Source organism: Photobacterium panuliri (genome assembly GCF_059920555.1).
This window is the reverse complement of record NZ_CP197192.1, coordinates 1,330,454-1,345,405: the sequence shown is the minus strand read 5'-3', so window position 1 is coordinate 1,345,405 and position 14,952 is coordinate 1,330,454. Positions and strand designations below refer to the sequence as shown.

General features: G+C 49.9%; 13 protein-coding genes. 1 reads left to right on the top strand and 12 read right to left on the bottom strand.

Annotated elements, in window-relative coordinates:
* Nucleotides 1-14 precede the first annotated feature (14 nt).
* The 10 genes from fliE to flgK form a co-directional block, all read right to left on the bottom strand.
* Nucleotides 15-326 carry a flagellar hook-basal body complex protein FliE gene (gene fliE, locus ACSF8X_RS06420; protein ID WP_047878738.1) on the bottom strand — a complete coding sequence of 104 codons (312 nt, stop codon included), beginning with the start codon at nucleotides 324-326 and terminating at the stop codon, nucleotides 15-17.
* 92 nt (nucleotides 327-418) lie between these two features.
* Nucleotides 419-1,819: a sigma-54-dependent transcriptional regulator gene (locus ACSF8X_RS06415; RefSeq protein WP_500850944.1), complete on the bottom strand. Its 1,401-nt coding sequence runs from the start codon at nucleotides 1,817-1,819 to the stop codon at nucleotides 419-421.
* Nucleotides 1,816-2,880: a sensor histidine kinase gene (locus ACSF8X_RS06410; RefSeq protein ID WP_500850943.1), complete on the bottom strand. Its 1,065-nt coding sequence runs from the start codon at nucleotides 2,878-2,880 to the stop codon at nucleotides 1,816-1,818. The genes ACSF8X_RS06415 and ACSF8X_RS06410 overlap by 4 nt, the downstream gene beginning before the upstream one ends.
* A gap of 143 nt (nucleotides 2,881-3,023) precedes the next feature.
* The gene (locus ACSF8X_RS06405; protein ID WP_047878741.1) at nucleotides 3,024-4,481 is read right to left on the bottom strand and encodes a sigma-54 dependent transcriptional regulator; all 1,458 of its coding nucleotides are present in this window, start codon (nucleotides 4,479-4,481) and stop codon (nucleotides 3,024-3,026) included.
* Between the two features lie 284 nt (nucleotides 4,482-4,765).
* Complete coding sequence (gene fliS, locus ACSF8X_RS06400) at nucleotides 4,766-5,164, bottom strand: flagellar export chaperone FliS (protein ID WP_500850942.1); 399 nt, start codon at nucleotides 5,162-5,164, stop codon at nucleotides 4,766-4,768.
* A gap of 9 nt (nucleotides 5,165-5,173) precedes the next feature.
* On the bottom strand, nucleotides 5,174-5,470 hold the full coding sequence (locus tag ACSF8X_RS06395) for a flagellar biosynthesis protein FliS (RefSeq protein ID WP_500850941.1): 297 nt from the start codon (nucleotides 5,468-5,470) through the stop codon (nucleotides 5,174-5,176).
* 9 nt (nucleotides 5,471-5,479) lie between these two features.
* Nucleotides 5,480-6,886, bottom strand: a complete 1,407-nt coding sequence (fliD, locus tag ACSF8X_RS06390) for a flagellar filament capping protein FliD (protein ID WP_500850940.1) — start codon at nucleotides 6,884-6,886, stop codon at nucleotides 5,480-5,482.
* Between the two features lie 285 nt (nucleotides 6,887-7,171).
* A complete protein-coding gene (locus ACSF8X_RS06385; RefSeq protein WP_500850939.1) occupies nucleotides 7,172-8,587 on the bottom strand; it encodes a flagellin in 1,416 nt (471 codons plus the stop codon).
* Between the two features lie 279 nt (nucleotides 8,588-8,866).
* Complete coding sequence (gene flgL, locus ACSF8X_RS06380) at nucleotides 8,867-10,093, bottom strand: flagellar hook-associated protein FlgL (RefSeq protein ID WP_500850938.1); 1,227 nt, start codon at nucleotides 10,091-10,093, stop codon at nucleotides 8,867-8,869.
* 12 nt (nucleotides 10,094-10,105) lie between these two features.
* Nucleotides 10,106-12,073: a flagellar hook-associated protein FlgK gene (gene flgK / locus ACSF8X_RS06375; protein WP_500850937.1), complete on the bottom strand. Its 1,968-nt coding sequence runs from the start codon at nucleotides 12,071-12,073 to the stop codon at nucleotides 10,106-10,108.
* 287 nt (nucleotides 12,074-12,360) lie between these two features.
* Between flgK and ACSF8X_RS06370 the strand changes: the two genes are divergently transcribed.
* Nucleotides 12,361-12,543, top strand: coding sequence for a hypothetical protein (locus ACSF8X_RS06370; RefSeq protein ID WP_500850936.1), 183 nt, complete (start codon nucleotides 12,361-12,363; stop codon nucleotides 12,541-12,543).
* 248 nt (nucleotides 12,544-12,791) lie between these two features.
* Here the strand turns inward: ACSF8X_RS06370 and flgJ are convergent, their stop codons facing one another.
* Both flgJ and ACSF8X_RS06360 read right to left on the bottom strand, forming a co-directional pair.
* Nucleotides 12,792-13,793, bottom strand: coding sequence for a flagellar assembly peptidoglycan hydrolase FlgJ (gene flgJ / locus ACSF8X_RS06365; protein WP_500850935.1), 1,002 nt, complete (start codon nucleotides 13,791-13,793; stop codon nucleotides 12,792-12,794).
* A 12-nt stretch (nucleotides 13,794-13,805) separates the two neighbouring features.
* Nucleotides 13,806-14,894: a flagellar basal body P-ring protein FlgI gene (locus ACSF8X_RS06360; RefSeq protein ID WP_157037812.1), complete on the bottom strand. Its 1,089-nt coding sequence runs from the start codon at nucleotides 14,892-14,894 to the stop codon at nucleotides 13,806-13,808.
* Between the last annotated feature and the right edge of the window lie 58 nt (nucleotides 14,895-14,952).

Below are 14,952 nucleotides of genomic sequence, written 5' to 3'. Positions count from 1 at the left end.
CAATTATTCCTGCATTAAACCGGCATATTCATTAATTCTTTGTAGGCTTGGACCATCTTGTTGCGAACCTGTACGGTCGCTTCAAAGGCCACGCTTGACTTGTTGCGGGCAATCATCACATCAGAAAGAGACACCGAGCGGTCCCCCTGATCAAAACGGGTAGCCAATTCACTCGACTGTGATTGGATATTATTAACGCTTTTGATTGCATCCCCGAGCAACGCGCCAAAATCCGCACTAACCTGCTGGCCAGTCGCCGGGCGGTTAGTGTTGCTCGCTTCAAGCTTCATGGCCTGCATTTCGGCCTGTAATCCGTTAACTTTCATTCTTTACTCCAACCCGTCAAAAGATGTTAGTAGAGGGCATTATGATATTGTTTTGTTTGTCAGCATGACGAGTCGCAGCCGATTTTGAGGGGTCAAACTGGGATCTTTATTCCAGCATCGCGCATTTTTGCCATTTTATAGCGCAAAGTTCGTGGGCTAATTCCCAATTTTTCAGCAACATCCTTGCGTCGGCCATCACAAGCGCGAATGGTCTCTAGAATAATCGAAAACTCCTGTTCACGCAGCTCATTTCCTAACCCGTCAAACCCTTGCCCTTCCGGCTCTGCCATTTCTGGCTCACCAGCTGGCAGAGAAAAAGACGAAACGCCTGCCGCAACTTTCTCTTGCAGCGCAATAGAATCGAGCCAATCGAGCCCCTCAAGCAGGATGTCACCCGCTTCGACGCATTCATTGCTCGCCAAGATCAAGGCTCGCTGAATCACATTGTCAAGCTCACGAACATTACCCGGCCAAGCATACTGCAACAGCTTCTGTCGCGCCGACTCAGCCAGTACCGGAACCGGCATTCCCTGCTTGCAGCAATGACGCTGCAACAAATGTTCTGCTAATGGCACGATATCCCCTGGACGTTCGGCCAAGGCCGGCCACGTCAATGGAAATACTGTCAAACGGTAATAGAGATCTTCGCGGAACAAGCCATCAACAACATACTGCTTAAGGTCACGGTTACTGGTGCCGATGATCCGCAAATCCAGCTTCACACTTTTGCGTCCGCCTAGACGCTCAACTTCCCGCTCCTGCAATACCCGCAGCAGCTTGGCCTGTAGGTTCAAATCCATCTCACTGATTTCATCAAGCAAGATAGTCCCGCCCTGCGCCTGTTCAAATTTACCCGGGCAAGCCTGTACCGCACCGGTAAACGCCCCTTTCTCATAACCGAACAGAGTCGCTTCCAACATATTGTCAGGGATCGCCGCACAGTTAATGGCAACAAACGGGCCGTCTTTACGCAGCGAATGGTCATGAATATAGCGCGACATCACTTCCTTGCCAGTGCCACTCGGCCCCAGCACCATCACATTGGCATCGGTGCGCGCCACCTTCTCGGCCAAAGCCAGCAACTTAAGCGATTTCGGATCAGCCGCAACCGCCTGAGTCATTTCGGCCTTGATCGGCGCATAACGGCTAACCATATTCAGCAGTACTTCCGGCGCAAACGGCTTAGCCATGTAGTCAATCGCGCCTTCCTTCATCGCCGATACCGCATCTTCGATATTGGCATAAGCCGTCATCAACAATACCGGCAGCTTAGGCCAACTCAGCTTGATACTACGTAGCAGACCAAACCCATCCAAACCCGCCATCTGAACATCGGATACAACGATATCAACCTCGTTGGATTTCAACAGCAGCAACGCCTGCTCAGCGCTTTCGGCCTCAAGCCAGTCATAACCCGCCAGCGACAAAGTATCAACCAATGCCTCGCGCAGGCCTTCATCGTCTTCGACGACCAATATCCGGCTCTGTCTCATTGCATTTCTCCTGCAGCGGTTACCTGTTGTTTTTCGTTATTCATACCGCTTTGCGGTTCTATCAACGGAACAGAAATCGTAAAACACGCCCCCTCCCCCGGCTCCGAAGAGACATGGAGCTGGCCATGGTGAGCTTTGACAACCATTTGCACCACCGCAAGCCCCAAACCGGTACCTTGCTTGCGGGTGGTAAAAAACGGTTCAAGAATTCGCTTTTTGATATCGGGCGCGATACCCGGGCCGTTATCCGTCACCCGAATATGTGCCCACCCCGCATCGGTGGTGATATCCAGTGAAACCCGGCACGCTTTGCCCGCCATCTGGATCGCGTTGGTGATCACATTGGCAACGGCGCTGGCCAATGCATTGGCATTGCCCATAATTTGTCGAGTCTCATCATCGCAATCAAGGCTGAAATCGACATCATTAGCCATCACCTGGCTTTCGACCATCCGCTCCAACTCGTCTAGCCATGCCCCGAGAGAAAAGGCTTCTATCACCTTGTTATCCCCGCCCTTGGCAAACAGCAGCATGTCGTTGACCTGCTTCTCTAAATCATGCAAGCGATCAAGAAGCTTGGTCTGAAAGCGCTCACGTGTCACCGCATTGATCGTCTGCGTCCGTAGGTTAGCTGCATAAAGCATGGCGCTCGACAGAGGTGTACGAACTTGGTGAGCCAGCGAAGCCACCATTCGCCCCAACGAGGAAAGGCGCTGCATCTCGCTGATCCGCGATTGCAGCAAACGGGTTTCCGTCATATCGGTGATAAAAATCAGCTGTCCGCTTTGGCATGCTGAAATGGCTAACCGTACCCGACGGCCATTATGTAAAGAGACCTCGTGGCCATCATCCTCACGCGGCGAAAAAGCCCGCTGGATGATATCCACCCAACGCTCGCCCGCCAACGGTTCGCCCAGTAAGCGATAGGCTTCTGGATTGGCTTCTTCAACTACCCCTTTGGGATCCAAAAAAATAACCCCAGATGGCATAACATCAAAAGCTTGCTGATAACGGGCTACCTGCTGGGGTAGATTATCTGAAGAAGGCGAATAACCACCCATAAAGCGGACCTAAAATACTTATTAATCGTCGATTTTACGATGATAAAGCATTTTTCATGCCAACTAAAAATATTTAATTTCAGTGACTTGTGTTCACTAGAGTGTTTGTTGCAGCGTCAAGAATATGACGCTGCAGGGAGGGTTCAGCGTACGTCTTCTTTATTCAAGCCGTACTTGCGCATTTTTTCCACCAAGGTGGTACGGCGCATCCCCAACATGTCGGCAGCCCTTGCCACCACGCCTGTCTGGGCTTCAAGTGCTTGACGGATCATGTCTACTTCAAGATCTGCCAGCATCTCTTTCAAGTTGACACCTTCCGGCGGCAGACCTGTCGCAGCCAAAAACTCGTCATGTTCAACCGGTTGACAGGCAAACATATCAGCCAATGCTGTACGCTCCTGATCTTCCACTGCGAGGAAATTCTCTTCCGCCCGGAACACCGGAAGGTCGCAATGACGATATTTCATCGGCAAGTGCGTAACATCCACCATTTCGCCCGGATAGAGGATAATCAAGCGCTCGACCAAGTTGGCCAGCTCACGAATATTGCCCGGCCAGTCATGCTCCATTAGCGAATTAATGGCACGCGGCGTAAAGAACACCGGCTTTGCCCCTTCGGCTTCAAGGCGAGCCAGCAATTCTTGCAGCAAAAGCGGGGTATCTTCGATACGCTCGCGCAATGCCGGCATTTCGATTGGGAAAACATTCAAACGGTAGTAAAGATCTTCGCGGAAAGTCCCGTCTTTGATCATCACTTCCAAATTACGGTGAGTCGCAGCCACTATCCGCACATCTGCCTTAATGGTTTCGCTACCACCTACCCGCTCGAAGCAACGCTCCTGCAATACCCGCAACAACTTGACCTGCATCGCCATCGGCATATCGCCGATTTCATCAAGGAACAAGGTACCGCCCTGAGCCAGCTCAAAACGCCCCTTACGAGCAGAGATTGCCCCCGTGAAGGCGCCTTTCTCGTGACCAAACAGCTCACTTTCCAGCAAGTCCGCAGGAATAGCACCACAGTTAACAGGCACAAACGGCCCTTTGCCACGCGAAGAGTGGTAATGAATGTTGCGTGCCGCAACCTCTTTGCCGGTACCCGATTCACCAAGGATCAGCACGCTAGCATCGGTTGCTGACACTTGCTCGATCAAATGGCGAATTTGGCTAATGGCCTCGCTTCGGCCGACCATAGAACGGAAAAGGGTATTTTTGCGGCCCAACTGAGGAACCTGATAGGTCTGCTTGCCCAAATATTCCTGACAGTGACGCAGCGCCTCTGTCATCGGGCTGTAGCTCAGCGGGTAATCAAGATTGCCAATGTAATTCGGCAGCCCTGACAGCTCACGTTCATAATTAGCGAGCGCAACCACTGGAATATGATGCTGAATCCGCAAGAAATCGAGGATCTGCGTCAGGGATTTCCCCTTGCTGATATTCCCCAATAAACAGGCGCTCCATTCTTTTTCCCAGTGCGAATCATTGACCTCTTCTGACGACAAGACTTCGAACTGCTCGCCCAAAAAAAATAGAATGACACTGAGATCATGGCGATGCTGTGCGTCATCATCAATAACGAGGGTTTTTGCTAAACCTTGCATAGAAAAGAATTGCCTGCCTTTGGTGTTTCTAATGATTGGCACCCTGTTTATGGACGGTACGCCATAGTATGCCGAAGCAAGGCCACGGAGGTGGCTATGCCAAGCATAGAGCAAATGGTTGCCGGGTAAATTGGCAACCATTGTAATAGATGTGCGGTAGAAGGCAACTGGCATCCCGAAAAGCTGGGTGCACAGGCCCTATCAAGGTTTGCTATTGATCCAAACTTTGATCTTGCTTCCAAAATATTTCTGGTAATTTCTAATCAACCACGATCGGCGACTGATTATTTTTCCGTCTGGTAATGGAATTCTTCCGGGATTTGATCCCATGCTGATTTGATATCCGTCAGTAGTGTAATGACCTCACTGATCTTTTCCGGATTATTGGTCGCGTTAGCCTCGATAACATGACGCATCATGAAGTCATACAGACGATCAAGGTTCACCGCAATTTCACCACCATCTTCCATCGACAAGCTCTCGCGCAGACTGCCAATAATCGCCAACGCCTTGTTCAGTCGCTCACCTTTCATCGCGGTATTGCCCGCTTCCATGGCCGCCTTACCCTGAACCAATCGCTCAATCGCCCCCGCAAACAGCATCTGCACCACACGGTGTGGTGATGCACTTGCCAACTGTGAGTTTACCGATACTTTCTTATATGCCTGAAGGGAGCCTCGCATACCTTTTTCCTAATTATTTCTGATCATTTGATAAACAGCCACTGACTTCTTGGCCTTTTGGTTAGTCAGTAACTTACTTCTAATTCGGGCACTGTTTTGTTCTAACAGCTGCTTCAAATCCTGAGTTCGCGTTTGAATATCATCAAACTTACTACGACTTAACGTCTTTTGATCACGCAACAACAGGGTTACTTGCTGATGGCGTGCCGCTACCAGCTTTTGCAGCTGCTCGGGAAAATCATCATTGTATTCATCTGCCGCCAGCAGAGATGAGATTTGCTGTTCTAGCTGGGTTAGTTCATCCATCTTTCATCCTTACAGTAGCAGGCTCTGCATCGTGGAAAGCTCTGTGTTCATCTTGGCGATAGCAGCATCCATCGCGGTCAATTGCTTATAGGTACGATCTTCAAAAGCAGCCATTCGCTCATTGAGATCCGTCATCCCATCTTCAATCCGCTCCTGCTCGCTTTTCAGGCTGTTTTCCCTATTGGTCAACGAACCATCACTACCAACAAAGCCTTCCAGCAGCTTATCAGCTTTTTTCAGAAAGCCTTCGTCACCATAGAAGAAGGCACTGGCTGCCCCATAATTGTCCTTGATGATTTCTTCAAGGATCTCGTCATCGATCTCAAGCTCACCTTCTCGCGTGGTGGTCACCCCAAAATCAGACATCTGGTAGGTCTTGCCATCCGAACCGGTGATCGGGTTATTGAACAAGCTGCGCATCTGACCTAAGAGGGAGTTAGCTAGGCTGTCGCCAACGAGTGGACCGCCTTTTTTCGCTTCAACATCGTATTTCGACTGCTCTTCAATCATCTTGAACATGCTGTTATACGATTCAACCAGTTGTTTAATAGCATCTTCTGGCTTTTTGGTGTCATTGGTAATTTCAATGATCACATTTTTGACTTCTTCATCGTCAGTCGGCTTGCCCGAACCCGTTGTGCCTGTCAGTTTACTGACATCAAGGGTTACCCCTTCGAGCACATCTTCAAACTTGTTGGTATCACTATACACATGCGAGAAACCATCAATAACGATATGGGCATCTTGGGCTGGCTGGATCTGCTTCATCTCGACGTTCGCATCAGGAGCCGCCGGATCAAAGGTCAACTTAGACAGCTCTCCCGTTGCCCCGCTGGCATCAATCTTGACCGAGTTTTCCTTGCCGGTTTTACTGCTGGAGAAGACAATTTTGGCGCCATCTTGGTCCGTCATGATAGTGGCGGTAACCCCTGGGTTGTCTTTGGCCTTGTTGATGGCAGTTACCACATCTTTAAGACTACTCTTGTTTGAATCGATGTTAACCGTCATCGATTTGTCACCCACCGACAGAACAAGATCACCACTACCTAAACGAGCCTTAGGGTCCGCATCAAAACTGTTAGCACTGGCCAAACGGTGACTCTGTGCTAACGCTTTAACCTCTACCGAATAGCGGCCGTTTTGCGCGTTACTCTCAACACTGGCGTCAACAAAATCCGAGTCTGACGATGTGACTTTATTATTGTCAAACACATCATCTTCATCGAATTTTTCAAACATTTCCTGAAATTTACTGGCTGATGACTTAATTTGGCCGTAGGCGCTCAACGACACCTCAACTTTAGCCATCTGCTCACTCAAGCGCTGTTGCTTGGGCGTACGTTCCGCCGCGACCAACTGCTGCGTCATGCCGGCTACATCTAACCCTGAGCCCAAACCACTGGCTGATAATCCCATAGATACCTCTGTGTAATCCTCACTGCCATCTCAAGCCCAACGTTAAGCTCAAATTTCTCAGCAGTTATATAGAAAATCAATGCAATTTTTATACCGCTTTTATCTTTACGTTCTACTCATTGTATTAAGTAGCTCATGATTAATCGCCCCACTCTTTTCTATAAAAATGGAAACGATTACCCCCCACAAAAAAGACGATTTAAACATGGAAAAAGATTGCCAAAGGATACAAAAAAGGCCCGGCAAAGCCGGGCCTTTCAACTCTTCGTCTAAGCGAAATAGACCTTACAGTAGGCTTAGAGCTGCCTGTGGGTTCTGCTTAGCTTGAGCAAGGATAGACGTACTTGCCTGCTGTAGAATCTGGTTCTTAGTCAGGTTAGTGGTTTCAGATGCGAAATCCACATCCTTGATACGGCTGTTAGATGCAGTCACGTTCTCGTTGATGTTAGACAGGTTGTTCAGGGTATGGTTGAAACGGTTCTGTACCGCACCAAGATCTGCACGCTGTGAGTCGATACCTGCGATTGCCGCATCGATAACTGCGATTGCATCTTGAGAACCTTTGGCTGTTGACAGGTCAATATCCGCTACTGAGTTCTTCTCACCAACGAGGTTAGCAGCAAGCTGAGCAGCACCATCACCCGTTACAGAGAAGTTGCTGTCTGAAGATAGTGACAACTTGGCGTTCTTAATTAGGCTATGGCCATTGTCATCAGCGCTATCGCCATCCATCTTAATACCGCCATCAGCCCCTTTAGTTGCACCAGTAACCTGAATAGAATCAACGCCTTCAGCTGTAAGCTCCAATGATTTTTCATCATCAGACAGTTTCACATCATAGCCTGACTTGCCCAGGTCTTCGGCCAGTTTGTCCATCTTGCCGTTATATTTCGACAATTCAAACTTATCATCACCGATTTGCAGCGTGCCTTTTTCAGCAGATGAAAGATCTGACAGTGTAGTGGTAGCTGATGTTTCAGCCTTGACACCTGTATTAGCACCATTAATTTTATCTGCGATGTCAGTGACCTTATCTGTAGCCACAGTTTTGAATGTCGCATCACCATCTGGACCAGAGATATTAATATCTTTACCCGCGGTCGCAGTTGCAACCTTAGCTGTACCAGCTGCACCCTTAGTAACAGCGTCTTTACCAAATACTGAACCTTCGGTGCCACCAGCAGTGAAATTACCGATTGCATCAGCAGAAATATCACCTAATGTAATACCGATAGTTTCGTTTGCGTTAGAGCCGATCTGGAATTCTTTAGTACCGTAGCTACCGTCAAGCAGCTTGCTACCACCGAAAGTAGTTGTTTCAGCGATACGAGTCATGTCAGCCTGAAGTGCAGAAACTTCTTTCTGGATTGCAGCACGGTCGTCATCAGAGTTTGAGCCGTTAGCAGACTGCAAGGCCAAGTCACGCATACGCTGTAGCATGTTGGTAGATTCCTGCATTGCACCTTCCGCTGTCTGTGCAACAGAGATACCGTCGTTGGCGTTACGCATTGCAACGTTCAGACCGTTGCTCTGGCTAGTTAGACGGTTAGAGATTTGCAGACCAGCGGCATCGTCTTTTGCGCTGTTGATACGCAGACCAGTAGACAGACGCTCCATGCTTGCGCTTACGTTGTTAGATGCATTGCCTAGGTTGCGCTGGGCAGTCATTGCAGAAATGTTAGTATTAACTGTAACAGCCATAATTTGCTTCCTGTTGATAGCAACCCAGCTAGATTAGCGGGGGGCTTGGGATTAAAGAGTTTTGCTTCAGTACTTTTGTTAACGGCACCCGAAATGATTCCTTTAGGATTTTTTTTAATTTTTTCTTCTAGTGCTTTGAAATAGCGGAATATATGGGGTTCAGAGCAAACAAAACGCGTTCAATAACGAAAAATAGCGGGAAAGATAGAGGAATAATTGAACATAAAAAAAGCGGCAGTCTCCTGCCGCTTTTTTGTTGCTACCTAAATAGAGTGCCAATTACAGGTAGTTAAACAATGACAGCTCTTTGGTCTTGTTAAACGCCGCCTGAGAAGCCTGCATCGCCACCATATTCTGGTTCATATCGATGACCGCCTTGCTGTAATCGATGTCTTCAAGGCTACCCTTGGCATTATTAACGGCCAATTCAAAGTCTTTGTGCTGCTCTTCAAAAGTATCGAGCTGCTTAAGACCGACACCCACTTCAGAGCGACGTTGGTTCATATGAACATAAGCAGCACTCAAATCATCGATAGTCTGCTGCAATCCTGCCTGTGCTTCTGCCGATGCGGTTGGGTACTGAGAGTAATCAATCGCGCTCTTAATGGTATCAAACACGCTGAACGTCTTGCCCGGATTCAGGCTCACTTCGTCATCAGGCTTGATATCGCCATCGAACTGAAAATCCAAATCGATGGCACTACCTGCCGTCGCGTCCTTGTACTGGATCCCTTTGGTGGCATCATAAGCCCCCGTCGCCAACTGAACACCGTTGGTATCATCGTACAGTTCGTAATTCAGCCCGCCAGTACCGTTATCGACAAAAGCAACCCGGTATTCATTGGTGTCATTCGGATCCTTATTAGTCGCCGACTGCACGTTCAGGGTCGATCCGCTCTGCAAACCAGCAAAATTAGGGCGATAATCACCATACGGGTTTTCGATCCCCATAAAGACCTGCTCACCCGGCTGGCTGGTCTGCACAAACACCGAGGTGTCGATTCTCGCCTCGCGGTGGCCATCATCACCCAGATATTTGATCGTACCAGAAGCATCAGCAACAAATGGCTTATTGTTGAACTGATTACCGGCAAACATAAAGTTGCCGCCCTCATCTTGGCTATTGGCCAGATCCAACATACTGTCGTAGAGAGTTTCCAGTTCAAAGGTGAACGCACCACGGTCGTCGCCGGTCATCGCACCGTTGATCATCCCGATCACCCGCTGCTTGGTTAGGTCAATCTGGCCTTCGGCATCAGTCAGCGCCGTTTCAAGGCTATTGAGACGGTTGCCAGCCAAAGTGATGGACTTCTGGAACTGCTCAAACTGCACCAACTGCTGCTTGTAGTTCTGGGTAGAAACCGATGCCACCGGGTCATCGCCCGCGGTTTGCATCCGCTTGCCCGTCGCCAACTGCTCGTTGGTCACGTTGATCTGGCCCTGCTTGCGCATCAGGTTCGAAGTGAGGTTTTGATACTGGGTAAATGTCGCTACTCGGTTAATCATACTGCTTCCCTATTACACCGCACGCATCAGGGTATCGAAAGTTTCTTGTGCTACCGTCATGATCCGCGACGAGGCCATATAAGCCTGCTGGAACTTCATCAGGTTAGCCGCTTCTTCATCAAGGTTAACCCCAGACAAGCCGGTGACCCGCTCAGTAGCGGCATCGAAATCAAGCTGGCTGATCTGGCTAAATTTTTCCGCATTCATCTTCTGAATACCAATATCACTGGTCAGCCCTTCAAACAGGTCGATCACCGACGAGCGGCCATCGTTCATGGTTTTGTCTGTCTGAACTTTCTGGATATTGATCAGGTTGGAGTTGTCACCTTCTGCCGGGCGCATACCCAGCTGTACGGTGTAACTGTCTTTTGCCTCAGCACTGCGGTTGATTTTCAGTGCCGCCGTTCCGTTGGCGCTACCATCATCAAAGCGGATCAGGTTATCGCCTAGCGGGTAGTCCAACGCCGCGACAGTTTTGCCATCGGCATCTTTCAAATCGACAGCTGCACCAGCAGCATCCGTCACTGACAACTTGCTGCCGTCATCAGAAATTTTAACTTGGTATGTCCCTTTGATCCCGCTACCCGCTACCGCTTCAACCGTGGCATTGCCGGTATTGTTCTCACCTTCGGTGACATAGCGCTGCGCCGCCAATGCGTTAGGCTTGTCGGTTGCTAGTGCAATATCGCTGGCAGCACTGCGAACAGGACGGATCAGTACAGTTTCATCCGGCTGGGCGGCCTTGGTGATATCAATCACCATGCCGTCAACTTCAATCTTCTGCGCCTCGGACGTTGAGGCTCCTGGCTGGGCCACCAACTCGTCGTCACTGTTATACAGCGAGTAGCTATAGGTTGTGTTGCCGCCGGTCGTCGCCACTTCGGTTTTCAGGCGGTACTCGGTCGCTTTTAGCTCGCTGACATTATCAATCGCAACGCTGATGTCAGCCGTACTGCCAACCGGTGCAAACACGCGCTGTTTCTGAATTTTAGGATCATTGACATCGGTAAACAGGTTTTTGCCCTGATTACCTTCAAGATCCAAACCCTGTCGCTGCATATCGTTAATTTGGCTGGAAAAGCCAAGGGCCATCCGGCCGATTTCGTCACGCGCCTGATCAACCACGTTATCGCGGAATGTCATCAATGTGCCCAACTTGCCACCCAACGACTCACTGTCGATCGGTTTGGTCGTATTGCCGTTCTCGATGCCGACCTGAGTCTGACGAGGATCCGGATTGCCGCTCGTCACGGTCAACTTGGCTGACTCAATACCTGAAACCAAGGCATGACCACCGCCGAGCATGACGGTAAAGGCCGGGTTGCCTTTATTTTCCAGTACGGTCACGTTGCCGTACTGAGCAAGCTCGTTAATCAGCGTCTGCTGCTTGTCGTACAGATCGTTGTTTTCGACATTAGGGTTTTCAAGAATACGGGCGTTCAAGGTGGCAATTTCTTGCCCTATCGTATTGACGCGCGTCACTGACGCCCCAAGCTGATCACTTACCGACTTGTACATATCGTCAAGGTTTTCGCTGGCGCTGTTTAGCGTGCTTGCCACTAGGCCAGCCGTCGATAGTACCGCCTTGCGCGAACCCATATCATTAGGGTGATCGGCCAAACTCTTCACCGCATCATAATAGTCATTCATGCTATTCACGGTTTTGCTGGCGTTACTGGAGATAAACTCATCCATCACGCTGAGCTGAGAGGCATTTTCAGAACTCTCATTCAATTGCGTGGTGGTCAGCGTCAGCTCCCGGGCAGCAAAGCGGTCATAAGCTCGGCTGACGTTATCAATGTAGCCACCAGTACCATAATGATTACCACCATGCCAAAAAGCATCATTGGTTTTCTGCTCGGCTGCCTGACGGCTGTAACCCGGTGTATTAACATTGGTTATATTGTGGCCAGTCACATTCAACTGCTTCTGAGTCGTCTGCAGACCACTCATACCCAGTTGCATCAAATCTAACGCCATTGCCTCTCTCCCAGTTGCGCCAACGCGCCAATCACCTATCTATAGCGACGTAATAAATGCAAAAATCAGGCCACATTTTAGTACCTGTACAAACCCAGATCTTATATATCGACCAAGAAGGGATAAACCGAGAGGGGAAATTGATTGCTAGACCCAGCATCATAAGGCGGGTAAATGCGGTCAAAAAAACCAAATAAAACAGATACCCCTAGTTTTTTGCTTTTAGCGGCTTATAATGTCGTCAGTAAAAACAGATAAAAAAACACAAAATAATATAGAGAGTCATTATGAACATAGGTGTTGCCACCCTGTTAGGCTATGCGATCAAAGAGATCGTTGCCCCGATCATTCTCGACGGCATGGATGTCGAAAAAGAACCGCCTGTTGAATCAAGTGATATTGATAAAGCTATCTCTGCCAGTGAAGATACGCTCAGAGCTGTTACCTCAATCGTCGATATTTTTGTTTAAAATCCTCAAACTGCCTCAATTTTCTCGCATCCGCGAGACTGACGTGTTTTTTTATCAAGACGTAGTGCCGGACAATCACCGCTCTACGTCAAAATAACAAGGCAGTAGCCCCCTGCAAAATCACTTCCCTCTAATACAAATTCAGCACACCCAGCTCCCTATCCCATAAACGTTGTAGGACTATCGCTATCCTAGCGCCGCTTATTTATTGAAACTGAATGTGCCGAATCTGCCATGATTGCTGTGGCTTATTTATCCATGATGCCGCTGACCTTATCCCAAACCTGCAATACTTTTTCGCTGTATTTCGGATCGGTGGCATAGCCTGCCTGATGCAATTCCCGAACAAACGCCTCCGGCTGCTGAGTTTGCTCTAGCGCTTTCTGGTAACGAGGGTTCTGCTTGAGGAATTGGACATAATCATCGAAACTCTCACCATAATTATCATAAGAACGGAATGCAGCCGTCTCCTTGACCGGAATACCCTGGTGAAACTCCAGTGTTTGGGTGGCAATCTTTTTCCCATCCCACCGCTTATCGGCTTTGATATTAAACAGGTTATGGCTGTGATCTGCCGCATTGGTGATCACTTTCTGGCCCCAGCCCGTTTCCAACGCCGCCTGCGCAATCAATACGCCAGGATCGACCCCAAGCGCCTTACTCGCTTTCATCGCGTACGGTTTCATCGCATCGACAAAGCTCTGCGGCGAGTCAAAACGCGGGGCTTTCACTACGGGCTTGGCTACCGCAACCGCTGACTCTGAGCCCTGAGACGCCATAGGATCCGGTTTGCGTGCCGCATCAATGGCTGCGGCAAACTGCTGGCGTACCTGCAACTCGCGCTCGCTATCACTTCGCGCCAAACGGGTAGACGGATCAGCCGCCTGAGGCCGAAGAAAGGTTTGCTCAGCCTCTGCTTCCGACTTTTTCTCTGTTTCTGAGATACCAGCCACCGCCCCGAGCTGCTCCACAATCAAATCAGCCAGCCCAAGCGTACCGTTTGAACTGAGCTCACTGGCCATCTGCTCATCGTGCATTTGCTCGAAGAACTTGGTGTTACTGCTGCTCATCAGATCCGACTCGAATGCCTCGTTGGCCTGACGCATCGACTTGAACAGCATCTGGGTAAAGATAGATTCGAACTGCTCGGCAGCCGCACGCAGCGACTGCTCCTCGTCATTGCCGATACCCGCACGCAGGCGATCGAGGCTGGAAAAATCATTGATAAAGCCCGGTGATGTCGTTTTCATCGTGATACCCCGTTAAATGATAATCAACTGGCCTTCAATAGCGCCGGCCTGCTTGAGCGCCTGCAAAATGGCCATCAGATCCGACGGTGCCGCCCCAACCTGATTAACCGCCCGCACCAACTCATCAAGGGTGACACCCGGCTCGAACTTGAACATCCGGGCATTGTCTTCAGTCACATTCACATCACTGTTGGGAACAACCACAGTCTGGCCTCCCGACATCGCGTTAGGCTGGCTAACCGAATAGTTCTCTTTGATCGATACCGTCATTCCGCCGTGGGTGATCGCGGCTGGCTTGAGTTTCACATGCTGGCCAACCACAATGGTGCCGGTGCGTGAATTGACAATGATTTTTGCTGCCCCATCGGCAGGATCGAACTCTAGGTTTTCCAACGTGGACAAGAATGCCACCCGCTGACTGATATCGCGCGGAGCACGTACCCGCACCGAGGTCGCATCGATAGCGGAAGCCATCTGCGGACCGAGAAAGCCATTGACCGCATCGGCCATTCGCTGCGCAGTCGTGAAATCAGACTCGAACAGGTTAAACGTCAGGTAATCGCCGCGCCCGAAAGGATTTGGCACCTCCTGTTCAACCATTGCCCCGTTGGAAATCCGACCGACCGTCGGGGTATTGCCGACCACTTTCGAGCCATCAGCACCGGTGGCACTGAAGCCCCCAACCACCAAGCTGCCTTGGGCAACGGCATAGACCTTGCCGTCCAGACCTTTCAAGAAGGTTTGCAGCAAAGTACCGCCCCGTAGGCTTTTGGCCGAGCCAATTGACGATACCGTAATATCAATCGTCTGGCCTTGTTTGGTAAACGGCGGCAAGGTTGCATTTACCGCCACAGCGGCAACGTTTTTGGTTTTCGGCTTGGTACCCGGCGGCAACTGAATACCAAAATTCTGCAGCATGGCGTTGAAACTCTGGTCGGTAAACGGCGTCGTCTCGCCGGTCCCCGGCAAACCAACAACCAGACCATAACCAACCAATTGGTTACTCCGCACTCCGGCCACCTCGGCAACGTCTTTGATCCTCGCAGCCTGTACCGGCAAGGCTGCCAGTACCAATAACGCTACCCATAGCTGTTTCAACATGCCTTGCCTGCTCCGTTATGTTTCATTAGCAAAAGTATTTCCAAAATAGAAGGCCCAC